General features: G+C 44.1%; 18 protein-coding genes. 10 read left to right on the top strand and 8 right to left on the bottom strand.

Translation table 11 applies throughout. From position 1 onward, the window contains the following. Nucleotides 1-124: 124 nt before the first annotated feature. Together ACFPRA_RS10020 and ACFPRA_RS10025 are read right to left on the bottom strand one after the other, a co-directional pair. Nucleotides 125-814, bottom strand: coding sequence for a uracil-DNA glycosylase (locus tag ACFPRA_RS10020; protein ID WP_381433547.1), 690 nt, complete (start codon nt 812-814; stop codon nt 125-127). Beyond that, on the bottom strand, nt 804-1571 hold the full coding sequence (locus tag ACFPRA_RS10025; protein WP_381433550.1) for a DUF4230 domain-containing protein: 768 nt from the start codon (nt 1569-1571) through the stop codon (nt 804-806). The genes ACFPRA_RS10020 and ACFPRA_RS10025 overlap by 11 nt, the downstream gene beginning before the upstream one ends. A gap of 111 nt (nt 1572-1682) precedes the next feature. On the opposite strand from ACFPRA_RS10025, the gene ACFPRA_RS10030 reads away from it, so the two are divergent. The 5 genes from ACFPRA_RS10030 to ACFPRA_RS10050 all read left to right on the top strand — a co-directional run bounded on the left by ACFPRA_RS10030 (nt 1683) and on the right by ACFPRA_RS10050 (nt 6064). Continuing rightward, nucleotides 1683-1949 (top strand): hypothetical protein, encoded by a 267-nt coding sequence (locus ACFPRA_RS10030; RefSeq protein ID WP_381433552.1) that lies wholly within the window; start codon nt 1683-1685, stop codon nt 1947-1949. 63 nt (nt 1950-2012) lie between these two features. Then, nucleotides 2013-2846, top strand: a complete 834-nt coding sequence (thiD, locus tag ACFPRA_RS10035; RefSeq protein WP_381433555.1) for a bifunctional hydroxymethylpyrimidine kinase/phosphomethylpyrimidine kinase — start codon at nt 2013-2015, stop codon at nt 2844-2846. A gap of 206 nt (nt 2847-3052) precedes the next feature. Beyond that, on the top strand, nt 3053-3403 hold the full coding sequence (locus tag ACFPRA_RS10040; RefSeq protein ID WP_381433558.1) for a YojF family protein: 351 nt from the start codon (nt 3053-3055) through the stop codon (nt 3401-3403). Between the two features lie 17 nt (nt 3404-3420). Further along, nucleotides 3421-4101, top strand: a complete 681-nt coding sequence (gene bshB2 / locus ACFPRA_RS10045; protein ID WP_381434861.1) for a bacillithiol biosynthesis deacetylase BshB2 — start codon at nt 3421-3423, stop codon at nt 4099-4101. A gap of 610 nt (nt 4102-4711) precedes the next feature. Beyond that, nucleotides 4712-6064 (top strand): YjiH family protein, encoded by a 1353-nt coding sequence (locus ACFPRA_RS10050; RefSeq protein ID WP_381433560.1) that lies wholly within the window; start codon nt 4712-4714, stop codon nt 6062-6064. A gap of 534 nt (nt 6065-6598) precedes the next feature. Here the strand turns inward: ACFPRA_RS10050 and ACFPRA_RS10055 are convergent. The 6 genes from ACFPRA_RS10055 to ACFPRA_RS10080 form a co-directional block, all read right to left on the bottom strand. Then, on the bottom strand, nt 6599-7543 hold the full coding sequence (locus ACFPRA_RS10055; protein ID WP_381433562.1) for an L-threonine 3-dehydrogenase: 945 nt from the start codon (nt 7541-7543) through the stop codon (nt 6599-6601). Nucleotides 7544-7838: 295 nt separating this feature from the next. Beyond that, nucleotides 7839-9071 carry a glycine C-acetyltransferase gene (locus ACFPRA_RS10060; protein WP_370642940.1) on the bottom strand — a complete coding sequence of 411 codons (1233 nt, stop codon included), beginning with the start codon at nt 9069-9071 and terminating at the stop codon, nt 7839-7841. Nucleotides 9072-9091: 20 nt separating this feature from the next. Then, complete coding sequence (locus ACFPRA_RS10065; RefSeq protein WP_381433565.1) at nt 9092-10159, bottom strand: hypothetical protein; 1068 nt, start codon at nt 10157-10159, stop codon at nt 9092-9094. Between the two features lie 87 nt (nt 10160-10246). Beyond that, complete coding sequence (locus tag ACFPRA_RS10070) at nt 10247-10879, bottom strand: YczE/YyaS/YitT family protein (RefSeq protein ID WP_381433568.1); 633 nt, start codon at nt 10877-10879, stop codon at nt 10247-10249. A 35-nt stretch (nt 10880-10914) separates the two neighbouring features. Next, nucleotides 10915-11406, bottom strand: coding sequence for a Cys-tRNA(Pro) deacylase (gene ybaK / locus ACFPRA_RS10075; protein ID WP_381433572.1), 492 nt, complete (start codon nt 11404-11406; stop codon nt 10915-10917). Nucleotides 11407-11470: 64 nt separating this feature from the next. Next, nucleotides 11471-12073 (bottom strand): hypothetical protein, encoded by a 603-nt coding sequence (locus ACFPRA_RS10080; protein WP_381433575.1) that lies wholly within the window; start codon nt 12071-12073, stop codon nt 11471-11473. A 244-nt stretch (nt 12074-12317) separates the two neighbouring features. Between ACFPRA_RS10080 and ACFPRA_RS10085 the strand changes: the two genes are divergently transcribed. The 5 genes from ACFPRA_RS10085 (at nt 12318) to ACFPRA_RS10105 (ending at nt 14311) form a co-directional block, all read left to right on the top strand. Continuing rightward, nucleotides 12318-12617, top strand: a complete 300-nt coding sequence (locus tag ACFPRA_RS10085) for a hypothetical protein (protein WP_381433579.1) — start codon at nt 12318-12320, stop codon at nt 12615-12617. Between the two features lie 115 nt (nt 12618-12732). Next, complete coding sequence (locus ACFPRA_RS10090) at nt 12733-13014, top strand: colicin immunity domain-containing protein (RefSeq protein WP_381433583.1); 282 nt, start codon at nt 12733-12735, stop codon at nt 13012-13014. Between the two features lie 154 nt (nt 13015-13168). Continuing rightward, complete coding sequence (locus ACFPRA_RS10095; protein ID WP_381433586.1) at nt 13169-13396, top strand: hypothetical protein; 228 nt, start codon at nt 13169-13171, stop codon at nt 13394-13396. 133 nt (nt 13397-13529) lie between these two features. Beyond that, nucleotides 13530-13796: a hypothetical protein gene (locus tag ACFPRA_RS10100; protein ID WP_381433588.1), complete on the top strand. Its 267-nt coding sequence runs from the start codon at nt 13530-13532 to the stop codon at nt 13794-13796. Beyond that, nucleotides 13793-14311 (top strand): hypothetical protein, encoded by a 519-nt coding sequence (locus ACFPRA_RS10105; protein ID WP_381433591.1) that lies wholly within the window; start codon nt 13793-13795, stop codon nt 14309-14311. The genes ACFPRA_RS10100 and ACFPRA_RS10105 overlap by 4 nt, the downstream gene beginning before the upstream one ends. Nucleotides 14312-14423: the final 112 nt, after the last annotated feature.

Here is a 14423-nt window from a genome sequence, read left to right on the forward strand (position 1 = left end):
TTTTAAAGCCATATGTTTTGCAACCGCGCGGATTCCGTTGATCCCATGTCACAAAGAAATGGCGACATTGAAAGCAATTCACCGGCATCGCGGATCACCTCTTTTCACAGCCGGACTGTTCACGTCAATGGCTGAGACTTGTTTGGCACCAGTCGATCGGCGTTTCCCCCCACGCTTCCAGAATCCGATTCGCTGCTGAATAAGGGCGGCTCCCAAAAAATCCTCGGCTTGCGGAGAGCGGGCTCGGATGGACGGATTCGATGATGGCATGGCGTGTTGTATCAATCAATTTTTTCTTCTCCTGCGCAGGGCGTCCCCAAAGGATGAAGATGATCGGCTGTTCCCGTTCCGACAACTGGCGGATGACTTCGTCTGTGAAGTTTTCCCATCCTTGTCCTCGATGCGAGTGCGCCTCTCCTTGTCGCACAGTTAGAACCGTATTCATCATCAGTACCCCTTGTGCCGCCCAACCTGTAAGCGTACCATTTCCCGGAATCCGGCAACCGATATCCGCTTCCATTTCTTTGAACATATTTCGCAAACTAGGTGGGATTTTCACGCCGGGCTTCACAGAAAAACTGAGCCCATGCGCTTGTCCTGGTCCGTGATAAGGATCTTGCCCCAAAATGACCACTTTCACATCATTGTAAGGGGTTAGCTTGAAAGCAGTCCACAAATCGTCCATCGGCGGATAAATGATTTGTTCCGTATATTCTTTTTTCAAAAACTGACGCAGTTGCAAATAATACGGCTTCCCGAATTCGTCTTTTAGAATGGTATCCCAATCATTCCCGAAAAAATTTTTACTCAACATTCCTCGACTCCTTGAATTCAATCGTTACCTCATAGCTTGCGAATGAAAACATCTCGCGCAATGTTTTTTCTGCATTGTGCTGTGCCATGCGTAACACACCTTGTCCGGCTGTCTCTTCTAAGATGAGCTTTTTCGCTTCTGCCGCAAGCTCGTACGCTTCTTCGATATTCGCTTTTTCACGGAACAGCCCTTCATACGAGTACACTTCGACTTGATCAAAGTAAATTTCGGCCCCTCCTAAAAAAGTGGCGGGCGGCAATGTCAGCTTCGCCGTCTTGTTCTCCTCATCGATGGTCACGTCTTTTTCCGTCAGCTCGGCTAGATTGACGCCCGCTTTCACCGAGCCCGGAATGACGACGAGTAACTGCCGTTTCGTCCCCGGCAGATTCAGGCCGATACTTTGCCCGAACAACGTATTATCTTGCCGTTCGATGATCACTTTCGTATACGCTTCTGCGGTTGCCAGTTCTTTCAAGTCTTGGATCTGTTCAAGGAACACACCTTTCTGTTCGGTAAATGTACTGCCTTGTTTCAACATATAAAATGCCACAAATGGCAACGATAGGATCAGTAGCAAAATGAGGAGCGCGATGATCAGGTAGGTTCGTTTCCACATTGAAAATAACAGTTTCCATCCACGCCAAAAACCGAATGGACGCCTTCTCACCGTATCCATCGTCACAGCGGTCTCTTCCTTGGACGCTTTCAATTCTTTCAACAATTGCTCTATTTCTTCCAGCTTCTTATCTTTCGCCATCTCAACCCTCTTTTCCCCTTTCTCCGACAATATCTTCTACATTAAGAGTATAGGAAAATTTCCGTTCAAACAACTAGAAAGGAATGGTACGATGGTAGAGGGGTGTTCAAGTTGGCAAATTGGCAATTACAGGAGAAATTAAAAAAAATAGCAGAAGCCACAAAACAGGAAAACAACTTATCAGAACGCACTAAAAATGCCGGTTTGATCGTTTTTCTTGTTCTTTTCGGCATTGCCATTACTGTGCTGTTTGCCCTTTCTGTTGGGCTTTTGATAAATGGACATCTAATCGCTGCCATCGTCATTTTCAGTATTGCCGCCTTGCTCACGTATTCCATTATTCGACTGATACAAGCGGATAATATTCGACAATTGTAATTTTTGATTTATTTGATAAGATGAAATCAGTGTTTATTCCAGATAAAAGGAGAAGTTCCCACTATGACGTTGAAAAAGACTTTAACAATCGCAGGTTCAGATACTTCAGGCGGCGCGGGAATCCAGGCCGACCTGAAAACATTCCAAGAGCACGGAACATACGGCATGACGGCTTTGACTGTCGTCGTGACGATGGATCCCGATAACAACTGGTCGCACGGCGTGTACTCATTGCCGATCGACGTGTTGAAAGCCCAAATCAAAACAGCTCTTTCGACAGGCATCGATGCCATTAAGACAGGCATGCTGAGCACAGAAGAAGTGATTGAAACGGCTGGGAATGCTATTGCGGAATCAGGCCTTGACCATGTTGTAATCGACCCGGTGATGGTATGTAAAGGGGAAGACGAAGTCCTCAATCCAGGAACTGTCGACGCGATGGTGGAATTCCTGCTACCGAAAGCGGAAATCGTCACACCAAACCTGTTCGAAGCAGGTCAACTTGCGGGGATGAAAACGCCACGCACCATCGAAGATATGAAAAGAGTTGCACAGAAAATCCACACATTGGGCGCACGCAACGTTGTCATCAAAGGCGGAAAGCAGCTAGATCATGACAAAGCGGCAGACCTATTCTATGATGGAAATACATTCACATTGCTGGAAGCAGAAAAAACGGAAGCACCTTACAACCATGGTGCAGGCTGTACATTCGCAGCGGCTATTACGGCGAATCTTGCCAACGGCCTCGAAGTAAGCGATGCGGTTTTCGAAGCGAAAAAATTCGTTTCAGCTGCGATTGCAAACGGCTGGAAACTGAACGACTATGTTGGCCCGGTTATGCACGGTGCTAAAAACCGATTCGGTGCCCCGGAAATTACAACAACTGAAGTATAAGTCATCCAAGCGGCCGGGAATTGATTTCTCGGCCTTTTTTCAATTTGATTGCACTCGGCAGTAGTTTGATTGCATGTGTTGAAGGTTTGATTGCACTTAGCAGTAGTTTGATTGCCTCCCCTCTCAAGCCCCCTGAATCGCATTCGACGTTTATCTTCTATATACTAGTAAGAAGCTATGTAGCAGTGTAAAGGAGGATTTTTTGCATGAAAAAAGTAAAACCTGATCATTTACAGGAACTAATTACTTCATTTGCCAATAAAGATGTCTATATCCATCTTGAAACGACAAACGGCTCGTATGCCACGCATATCAATGAAGGATTTTTCAATGCGGGGGCGTTCATCCGCAATATCGTGGTCAAATATGAACTCGGAAAAGTGGCGGGTGATTCGCCACACCGCATCGGCTTGAAATTGCCGTCCGGCTGGATTTACGCTCAAGGAATCACCCATTATAAGCTCGACGAATATGGACGGCTCCTCATGGCCGGACTGGACAGCGACGGAAAACTGGCGGTGGCGCTTGAAATTAGCGAAACACCGTTCACTTATTAAGGAGGTATAGATGCATGATCAAAAAAGAACGTCACGTACTCGTTGTATTCCCCCATCCCGATGACGAAGCATTCGGCGTCTCCGGCACCATCGCTTCTTATCGCGAAATGGGAGTGCCCGTCACTTACGCTTGCCTGACACTCGGAGAAATGGGAAGGAACCTCGGTAATCCCCCATTCGCAAACCGTGAAACATTGCCTCAAATCCGGAAAGAAGAGCTCCAAAAGGCATGCGAAGCAATGGGTCTCGAAGACTTGCGCATGATGGGTTTCCGGGACAAAACAATTGAATTTGAAGATGATGAAAAGATGGTACAACTCATAACTGATTTAATCGACGAAACCAACCCGTCACTTGTCATCACTTTCTATCCCGGCCTAGCCGTTCACCCTGACCATGATGCGACAGCACGAGCGGTCGTACGCGCAGTAAGACGGATCCCGGAGACAGAGCGGCCAGCCCTCTACACACTCGCTTTTGCCAACAACACCGTCGAAGTGCTCGGTCAACCGGATATCATCCATGATGTTTCCGCCATGGCGGACAAGAAGCTCGCCACATTAAAGGCTCACGCATCCCAAACCGTTTGGATGATGCGCGAAACAGAGAAAAAATTGGCGGATCAAGATCCAGAGACACTAAAATGGCTCAACAACGAACGCTTCTACAGTTATCAATGGTCGAATGACTTCGAATAATCGCCTGCTAAAGTTGCAATCCTATTGGTTGCAACTTTTTTTCAATTGTCCAGGCTCCGGACGCCAGACGCTCTGAGGCTCACAGGAAGTGAGTCAGGCAGCCGTTGCCAATCGAACAGCGGAGGGTTCGATTGGCCATATTTCTGCGTTTTTTGCGGAAATTAAGGCACCTTACAGGAAGTGGCGAACTTAGGCTGGCAGCTTTGAAAGCCATTTTGGCTGTGAGGCAAAAAACACCTCGGAGGCCTACAGGATGTAGGTCATGCAGTCGTTGCCGCAGGACGCGGCGGTTCTAGACTGCCTTCTTTTTCCGTCTTATGCCTGAGGTCCGCACGATGCGGATCATGCAGTCGTTGCGAATCGAACAGCGAAGGGTTCGATTTGCCATATTTCTGCGTTCTTTGCAGAAATTAAGGCACTTTTCTTTCAGGACGCCGCGCCCTTAGACTGCGTGCCTCTAATAGGCAGGCGTCCTGCGCTTTTCTATATACTAAATAGACTTAAAAATGGAAATAGATGAGGTACTATTTACAAAGCGCTGGAAAAAGGCTAGTATGTATAAATATTCAAGTTATACATTTCGTTCGTTGAATTTAGTAGGAGGCATACTGTGAACAAGTTTTCATTATCCACTTGGTTCTATTTCTTGATTCCGTCGATTATCGGTGTCATTTTGTTTATGATTCCATTAAAGTTTGGGGAAGAATGGAAAGTCCCCATTGCGAAGTTAGCTGATCTATTATCGTCTGTCGTTGAGCCTATTATGCCAATGGCTGCTCTCATTGTGATCGTCATTGCAGCGATCGGTTCCGTGTTGTTTTTATTCGTAAAAACGGATCACGCAAAACCGTCGTTTGTCGTCAGTCTATTTAAAGTTTCACCGTTTTGGACAATCACACGTGCCCTCGGCGCTGTATTTGCAGTAATGGTGACATTCCAAATCGGACCTGAAGCCGTTTGGAGTGAAAATACGGGCGGATTACTTCTGTCATCAGATGGGCTTGTAGCCTTTTTATTCACGATATTTTTCTTTGCAGGGATGCTATTGCCCTTGCTCTTGAATTTCGGATTGCTTGAATTTTTCGGAACGATGATGGTGAAAATTATGCGTCCCGTCTTCAAGTTGCCGGGTCGCTCGTCCATTGATGCGTTGACGTCATGGATCGGCGATGGAACAATCGGTGTTTTATTGACAAGTAGACAATATGAGGAAGGCTTTTATACAAAAAGGGAAGCGGCGAATATCGGTACCACTTTTTCCGTCGTCTCCATTACTTTCTCGATTGTCATTATCGATACAGTGGGCTTGTCTTCCTACTTCCCACAATATTACGCAACCGTCATTTTCACGGGACTGCTCTTGGCCTTTATCATGCCGCGCATCTATCCACTCGCCGGCAAAAAAAATGAGTATGTTGATGGAAGACCGTTTACAGGTGACGAAGAACGGCTCCCAGAAGGCTATAACGTGGTCAGTCACGGTCTTGAAAATGCACTGAAAACGGCCGACAAAAGTCGGAACCTCGGAAAAATTTTCACAGATGGTTCGAAAAATGTGCTAGACATGTGGATCGGCGTCGCTCCTGTCGTCATGGCATTCGGAACGGTCGCACTCATTCTTGCGGAATATACAGGCGTCTTCAAGTTTTTCGGAAAACCGTTCGAACCGATTTTAACTGTCCTCGGGATTCCAGAAGCTGCCGAAGCCGCACAAACAATGGTAGTCGGATTTGCGGACATGTTTCTACCCGTCATTTTAGCGGACGGCTCCATTACATCACCGATGACCCTTTTCGTCATCGCCACAGTTTCTGTGGTTCAGCTCATCTATATGTCCGAAGTCGGTGGTCTCCTGCTCGGATCAAAAATCCCAATCAGCTTCTTGGACCTCGTCTTCATTTTCTTGTTGCGTACACTTATTGCACTACCAATCGTAGCAGGTGTCGCACATCTTGTATTTTAAATTGGAAATCAAAAGCCTCCGCACATTGTTGCGGAGGCTTTTTGAGTTGGAGTTGTGATCGGTTGTGGGTGGAGATTGAGCGCTTGGTGGGAGGTTATGAGCGCTTTCGAATTGGGGTTGAGCGCTTGCTAGTTTTGTATGATCACTTGAAACGAACTATGAGCCCCCACTACTTTGATTGATCGCTTGATGCGAGCTATGAGCAATCTCTAACTCGTTTGATCACTTGAAGATTACTTTGAGCGCACGCTTCGAGCTTTGATCACTTGGAGATTACTTTGAGCGCACACTTCGGGCTTTGATCACTTGAATATAACTTTGATCACTCATTTCACGCTTTGATCACTTGAGGCAAATTATGAGCACTTACTTCCTCGTTTGAGCGCACACTATTTTGCATGATCGCTTGAAGCAAGTTATGAGCATGCCAGCGGTAGTTTGATCGTTTAAAGTAGATTATGAGCGCCCCAAAAGTACAGAATACACCCCCTTCCATAAAGTTAAGGCCTCGGAACCAGTTCCGAGGCCTTCTTTTCAAGCTTTCAGTTTCAATTGTAATTTTTCCAGCATATCGGCTGTCATTTTGTCTAAATCATAGTCCACTTTGAAGCCCCATTCCTCCACTGCTGCGGTTGCGTCAATGGCGTCGGGCCAGCTGTCAGCGATGGCTTGGCGTTCCGGGTCGACGTCGTAGTCAATTTCGAAGGTTGGAATTTGTTTACGGATGGCGGCTGCAATTTGAGAGGGTTCGAAACTCATCGCCGTGACATTGAATGCGTTGCGGTGAACGAGTTTTGAAGGATCCGCTTCCATTAAATCAACAATCGCTTGCAGCGCATCCGGCATATACATCATGTCCATATAGGTGCCTTCCGCAATATAGGATGTGTATTTTCCTTCTTGCAATGCTTTGTAATAAATATCAACCGCATAATCGGTCGTTCCTCCGCCTGGATGTGCTACATAAGAAATGAGTCCCGGGAACCGGACACCCCGTGTGTCTAGCCCGAATTTATGGAAGTAGTAATCACAGAGCAATTCCCCTGCAACTTTATTAACCCCATACATCGTCGTTGGGCGTTGAAGCGTATCTTGCGGTGTCCCTTGTTTTGGCGTGGACGGTCCAAAAGCGCCGATTGAACTCGGTGTGAAAAATTGCAAATCCAGTTCACGGGATACTTCCAACGCATTCATCAATCCGCCCATATTGAGATTCCAAGCGAATAATGGATTTTTCTCCGCAGTTGCAGACAATAAAGCAGCCATATGCATCATCGTATCCGCCCCGAAATCTTTTGCAAGCGCGTGCATGTTATCCGCATCAGTCACATCAAGTCTTTCAAACGGCCCCTCTTCCCTGTTATCCGATACCCGTATATCCGTTGCCAATACATTATTCGAACCGTACTCCGCGCGAAGCTTCGCAACCAACTCTGAACCGATTTGACCAAGCGCGCCTGTTACCATGATTTTCTTCATTTTCAACTGCTCCTCACTTTAAACATATGTATATTTAGGAAGGACATTAATTTTATATTCAATATAAAACCCTTTAATTATAACCTTAATATACTATAATTCGTTCTCTCCAAAAACACAACAAAATTATAGTGAAAAACAACTTCTTCCAGTGAGTACGCTTGAATAGGAAATTTCAACAATTTTTCGTTTATCTTAGTATGTGTTCGTTTCAGTAAAAATGCGCATGATTCTTTGAACTTTGCCTCAACAAAAAATCCCGAACAGCACATAGGCTATCCAGGATTTCTCGTAATTATGAAATGACGCCGAGCTCTTTTCCTACTTTTTCGTAGATCGCGAGCGCTTCGTCGAGCATTTCTTTTGTATGGGCTGCAGTCGGCATGTTGCGGACGCGGCCTTTTCCTTTGGCAACTGTCGGGAAGACGATCGATTTTGCGTAGACGCCTTCTTCCGCCAGACGTGCTGAAAACTGTTGTGTTAACTTCTCCTCACCGATAATGCATGGCGTGATCGGCGTTTCAGATACACCGATATCGAAGCCTAATTTTGCAAGTCCTTCTTTTAAGTAGTTTCCGTTTTCCCATAGTTTGTCATGCAGCTCTGTGGACGCTGTAATCTTATCGAGCGCGCCCATGATAGCAGCGACATCGCCTGCCGGGAGTGCTGTTGAGAACAAGAATGGGCGGGAACGGACTTTCAGCCAATCAATCAAGTCTTGGGAACCCGCTACATAACCGCCGACGACACCGATTGCTTTGGAAAGTGTACCGATTTGGAAGTCGATCTCTTTTTCCAAACCGAAATGTTTCACAGTCCCTTTCCCTTTTCCAGTGACGCCCGAACCGTGCGCATCATCCACATAGGTGATCAAATCGAATTCTTTGGCGATCTTAACGATTTCCGGCAAATTCGCAATGTTGCCGTCCATCGAAAAGACGCCATCTGTAATGTACATCACTTTTTCATATAGACCTGATTCTGTCGCTTCTTTCGCTTTTGCTCGTAAATCATCCATGTCTTGGTGATTGACACGGATAATTTTTGCACCAGACAGGCGGCAGCCGTCGATGATGGAAGCATGATTCAACTCATCGGACAAAATGGCGTCTTTTTTCGTCATGACCGCAGAAATAGCCGCCATATTACAGTTAAAGCCCGATTGGTAGGCAATTGCCGCTTCCGTCCCTTTGAATTCCGCCAGTTTTTTCTCCAATTCCACGTGTATATCAAGCGTTCCGTTAATAGTCCGGACCGCCCCTGCACCGACACCGTATTTTTCAGTCGCTGCAATCGCTAATTTTTTTAGGTCTTCATCCGTCGCAAGGCCAAGATAATTATTGGAAGATAAGTTCACCAGTTCTTTTCCTTTGATTTTGATCTTCGGGCCATTCGGGCCTTCTACTGGATCAATTTCGTTGTAGAGTCCTTGATTGCGGAGCTCTGCTAAATTTTCCGTTAAAAAAGTATTGAGTATGTTAGACAATGGAATCTTCCTTTCAAACAGGTGATGCCTCCATAGTAACATACGACCCCTCTGGAATGAAGTCAGATCAAATTCAATAACGCGATCGCTTTCTTTTCAAAGACGGGCTGTTTAACAGCGGTATCCATCGTGATTTTCATACTATTTTCAGCCTGTGCATAGGCCTGCATATAACCGGAAGCATCGAGCATTTTTTCGGCATAGATGCCACTGATCACGTTAATCTTTTCATCGGCTTCTTTATTTTCCTCACACATTTGCACGAGGTCGAGAATTTCGTCTCCCGTACGTTCAGGATCATACGCATGCGGTTTGGTCGCATCGAAAAGACAAACCGACAGTTCGGGGATTTGAATGAGATCGACACCGGACGGATCCAAGCCGCACCAACCGTAGAGCACATCGAATCCCCGCTCTTCCGCTTCAGCGCCCACCGCTTTCATCAGCGTCGACTTCCCTGTTCCCGGCAGTCCTTTAATGAGCATGCGCCGCTCCAAATCTCTAGTAATCGATGGAATGAAATCTTGCGCCCCTGCCGAAGTCAATGAACCGATCAACCGATGGGAAACACCTGCCGACTTATTCAATCGAATATTGCCAAACAGCTCTTCTTTCAAAGCTCGTATGCGTTCTTCATGGAACTCCCACATCATGCGCTCGATATTGACCGCTTCCCAATCATCATGGATCTTCTTCGCTTCAGATAGTGTCTGGAGTGCTTTTTCGAGTGCGGTTTCCGATTCCGACAGCTTTTCGACGATGACACCATTTTTCTCGCGCAGCAGACTTTCATCGTACATATCATAAAAACTGATGACGCAATGTTTGCCACCCAAATCCGATGGTTCGAGGGCAACAGGATGCGATGCCTGTAAAACAAGCAAGTTCGGTCCATTCACATAGATTGCATCCGTTTTATCCGGTTGAATAGGACTCATGAATTTATCAACGTCAAACCCCCGTTTAAGATAAAGTGCAGCCGTTTCATTTAACACATCGGAAAGGGTATTGGTAGGAGGACATTTCAGAAAAACCGTTTTGGCCGCATTGGCAATCAATTTATCGTACTTATGGGAGATTCCAAGACCTGTATAGGCTGTCCCCATATATTGGGTTATTGTTCCATACATGCACATCATCCTTTCTCTACATACGATTAGCCTATGCCCAGTCAATAAAAAAAAGCACGGCTCCATCGCCTATGCTTCAAAAAAATTTCAGTATAGTAGTCTTTCATTCTCCTCATGGATGATTTTAACTAATAGCTTCCGGCATTGCGGCAAGGTATAATGGACGACCTGCCCTAAAAACAATGCAATCAGTGCCGTCCCAAAGCCGATCGGTCCGCCGAATAACCAACCGATAATGGCCACACAAACTTCGATCGTTGTCCGGATTTTCTTTACACTGGCACCTGTTTTTTGGACGAGTACAAGCATCAGACTATCGCGTGGGCCAGCGCCGATATTCGGACAAATATAAATGCCAACCCCGATTCCTTGTACGATAATTCCTCCCGCAAAAATGATCATTTGCGCCCAAATCGCAGTCATATCGGGAATCATCCAGTTGAATAAATCGATAAAAGCCCCGACCAACACCATATTCAACCATGTGCCGATTTTCGGCCATTCCCTCAACACAACAGCCGTAGAGATGACAATGATACACCCAGTCAAAACGCTCCACGTGCCAATTGACAATCCGAAGTTTTTGAATAACCCTACATGCAGGACATCCCAAGGTCCAATGCCAAGCCTTTGCCCTTTAATAGTCATGGAGATCCCTAGGGAAAGGACAAGCATCCCAACCAAATAAAAGGCCCATCTCCATAATAAAACTTTTCTCATACACGCCCTTCTCTCTTTAACTCTCAGACATCCTCTCACTCTTTTAGTACATCATGAAATGTAGCATCCGTCACTTGTGCCAAATGTTCCGGTAACAGTTTCATCTGCAAGCCGATTTTTCCGGCACTGACAATCATATAGTCTAGCTTTTCAGCGGACTGATCAATGAATGTCGGATATTTCTTTTTCATCCCGACCGCCGAACAGCCACCCCGCATATAACCCGTTTCTTTTGTCAGCTCTTTCAGCGGGAGCATCTCCAGTTTTTTCACTCCTGCCGCCCGTGCCGCTTTTTTTAAATCCAGCTCTTTGGCGACGGGCACTAGAAAAACAAAAAGTTCTTGGGGCCCTGTAATCGTCACGAGCGTCTTGAAAACCGTCTCCATTTCCTGACCGGTCTTATCCGCCACGGAAACGCCATCGAGCAATCCGTCATTGACCTCGTACGTTTTAAGCTCGTAAGGAATCCCTTCTCCATCTAAAATGCGTACCGCATTGGTTTTCACTTTTTTCTGTTGTTTTGCCATGGACTATTAACTCCTTTTCCAAATATGAAAAGGTCGCCATTGGCAGGCAACCTCCTCGGATCATTTATGCGATTTTATAAAAACTCGGACGTTCGATTTCAAACCCATTTCGTTTCATCTGTACATGGAAAGAGTACGACGAAATGGCTTGATCATATCGTTTCTGCAGTAGGAGCACTTCCCGGTCAAGAGAGGGAAGGTCCCCGGATGCCACGCTAGCCGTTTGCAACTCTTCATGGAACAGTTCCGCTTCAACTTCCGATTGCGCCCGTTTCTCCAGTGCAATCTGTGCCTCGGTCTGCATGATTTTCGCCGAAGCGGTTGCAGCAAGCTGGTAATCCGCGGTGGACGGTTCCATCTGCGACAGCGCATCCGCCCGCACACCTCGCCACAAATCGATCGTCTCCTCGAGCGTCTTCCCCACCGGAAACGTCACTTGTTTCACTTGACCGGCGTCAAGTGTTTGAGGGGGTTGACGATCTGATTGGGTCGTGGCGGCAGGTCCGCTATCACCTGTCAATAAAGCATCAAGTTCCTTCAACACTTTCTGGTTTTCCCCGTTGTAACGGGCATGGCGATCATAAGCGGCTTCCGCATTTTTACGCCGGACCGCATCATATCGTTGCAATGGATCCCTTCCACTGGCATAGGTCATCACAGCATTCATGGATCCTCACCTCCGTTGAATCATATTCGCAAAATTCTAGTTCTTCTATTATAACCGCTATAATTGAAACAATAAACGCAACGAAAGTGCTAGCATTAATGAATTTTTAAACTAGTGCTTTTTACCATTATGAGAACAGTAGATACTCAGATAATAAACCTAAAACTATATCACTACTAATTTATCAAAAGAAAAAGGTTATACTTATAATTGAAGGCGTGAATATGCAATAAAAAAGGAAGCATTGGATAGGTTTATTTGTTGGAATTGTGGTTTTATTAAAGCAATTTCATTTGCAGATGACTTTGAAGACGCAAAGAAGTTAATGTTAGATGGGTATGAAGATAATTTCAAGGAAGCGGATTTTGAATTTATAAATAGTTTGGATACGTCTCCAAATCGTGTAGGTCAATTCACTTTTTTTGAATATGACGAAAGAACTTTTGTGGTCATGACTTCACCAGGTACAAAAAAATTAGAAGTGCTTGCAGTTGATGAATTGCCAACAGATATAAGGAATTACTTTCTCCAATTAGCACAATAAAACCTCAGCTCAATTAGGGGTTAAACACCCTTTTCTTATCTTACTAAAGGGGTTAGTATAATAAGAAAGCAGTAGAGAGAAGAAAATTAAAAGTTACTTATTATGGGGGGGAAAAATGGACGTAAACAAATACAAAAAATTGATGGTGGATTTTTTAGAAGAGAAGTTATCAGCAGATGAATTTCAAACACAATATTTTAAAGTGTTTAAAGAATCGGATGATATAATGGCCAAACCCTTATTTGAAATTCTGAATGGGGTATTTGAATCAGCAGATTGTTACTGGCATGATTGCCTTCCTGGACAAGAGACTACATTCGAAATATCAGAACAACAACTAAGAAAAGAAATAAATGAAGCATTAATTAAATTAAATAACCTGTTACATAGTCGTTAGAGTTTCTTCAACTAACAGGTGCTTTACTTGAAGATCGGAGCTGCTTAGACGGCTCTTTTTGTTGAACCAAAGGGGCTGTTTAGTTTAGGAACTTTTTTCCACCCATGGCGTTAAATTCTATGCGGTTACTAACTATAATAAAAGAGGTGGGTTTTTGAAAAAATCATTTATTCTTTTTACCGTAATTAGTGTTCTCTTAATAGGCTGTTCGCAAGAAAAAAGCTATGACGTATGGGTTGATTCATCAACGCAAACTCAAGAAAGCATTGATTCAGCGATAGAAAGGCTTACTAATGCCAAGATTGACTTTATTATTGATGATAATGGTAGCGTTTTAGTAAATGAAAAAGAAATGGAAAAGGCTGTAATATGCTGTTCTTAAACTGAACGGGTGCTTTACTTCAAGAAGGAGTAAAGCCTTTTTTTCTTATTACAAATAGAGAATTTACTTAAAATTGGAACCCCCATTCGTTTCAAACGTAGTAAAGGTAGTATTTTGATTTAGGGGTGAAGGAATGGTCAGAAGAAGAGGAACGTATCGAATAAAAATTCGTGACAAGCAGCTAATTTGTTTATTTTGTCAGCACGATGAATTTCTGCATCGTGAAGTTTATATGGATTTAAATCCTTTAGAGGAACCAGTAACAGAACAGCTCACATTGCAAACATTTTCCTGCACATCATGTGGTGATATCCGGATGTTTCAAGAAAAGAATCGATTTGATCATACGTTACAACAACATGTAACTATTATTGAATACACGGAAGTGACAAAAGAATGAGTGGTATGGATGAATCTCTACGCCCCCAAAAAAGTCGTATTACGATTTTTAATGAGCCCGTTATTTGTAGTTTTTGTTCACAGGATGTGTATATCCCCTATGAAGTTTTTGTGAATGTTGAACAACCAGGTGTCGGTGTACGTCATGTCCGTTATCTAGCAATTTGTCAACATTGTGGGCAAGCCAAACAATTTGGAGATCCAAGCCATTATGATTCTGAAAAAGAGGATTTTATTTGGGCCTTGAATCAGTATTTAATTTCCATTAGAAGTTATAGGATTAAAATTTTATTTTATGTTGGGAAAAAAAATAACGATAAAATAACTAGTTTTACAAATAAGCTTATGCAAGATTTTGATATAGAAAAAGAGGATATAAAAACCAGAAATTTAAAAGGAATAGCAGAACTTCAAATAAAGATTTCTAGTTTAAATGAAATACAAAATATCAGAACTCATATAATGGATATAGCAAGGCGACTTTATATAACGATTAAGGAACTGATCATTAAATAGATTATCTAGGTACTGTCATTATGAGTAAAATCATTATTATTGGCACAATTAGTAATGTTTTTCTCCAAACAAAATCAACCTCAGTTTTTCTTGTTATCTTATCCAAAACGGG

This window comes from Sporosarcina soli, from assembly GCF_042655805.1.
Lineage (GTDB): Bacteria > Bacillota > Bacilli > Bacillales_A > Planococcaceae > Sporosarcina > Sporosarcina soli.

Bases quoted from the DNA above. Each gene is read 5' to 3' on its own strand.
- ACFPRA_RS10065 (WP_381433565.1), bottom strand. From the start codon at position 10,159: ATGTATGGAACAATAACCCAATATATGGGGACAGCCTATACAGGTCTT.
- ybaK (WP_381433572.1), bottom strand. From the start codon at position 11,406: ATGGCAAAACAACAGAAAAAAGTGAAAACCAATGCGGTACGCATTTTA.
- ACFPRA_RS10080 (WP_381433575.1), bottom strand. From the start codon at position 12,073: ATGAATGCTGTGATGACCTATGCCAGTGGAAGGGATCCATTGCAACGA.
- ACFPRA_RS10100 (WP_381433588.1), top strand. From the start codon at position 13,530: ATGGTCAGAAGAAGAGGAACGTATCGAATAAAAATTCGTGACAAGCAG.
- ACFPRA_RS10105 (WP_381433591.1), top strand. From the start codon at position 13,793: ATGAGTGGTATGGATGAATCTCTACGCCCCCAAAAAAGTCGTATTACG.
- ACFPRA_RS10040 (WP_381433558.1), top strand. From the start codon at position 3,053: ATGAAAAAAGTAAAACCTGATCATTTACAGGAACTAATTACTTCATTT.
- ACFPRA_RS10020 (WP_381433547.1), bottom strand. From the start codon at position 814: ATGTTGAGTAAAAATTTTTTCGGGAATGATTGGGATACCATTCTAAAA.
- ACFPRA_RS10055 (WP_381433562.1), bottom strand. From the start codon at position 7,543: ATGAAGAAAATCATGGTAACAGGCGCGCTTGGTCAAATCGGTTCAGAG.
- ACFPRA_RS10060 (WP_370642940.1), bottom strand. From the start codon at position 9,071: ATGTTACTATGGAGGCATCACCTGTTTGAAAGGAAGATTCCATTGTCT.
- thiD (WP_381433555.1), top strand. From the start codon at position 2,013: ATGACGTTGAAAAAGACTTTAACAATCGCAGGTTCAGATACTTCAGGC.
- ACFPRA_RS10090 (WP_381433583.1), top strand. From the start codon at position 12,733: ATGGACGTAAACAAATACAAAAAATTGATGGTGGATTTTTTAGAAGAG.
- ACFPRA_RS10025 (WP_381433550.1), bottom strand. From the start codon at position 1,571: ATGGCGAAAGATAAGAAGCTGGAAGAAATAGAGCAATTGTTGAAAGAA.
- ACFPRA_RS10070 (WP_381433568.1), bottom strand. From the start codon at position 10,879: ATGAGAAAAGTTTTATTATGGAGATGGGCCTTTTATTTGGTTGGGATG.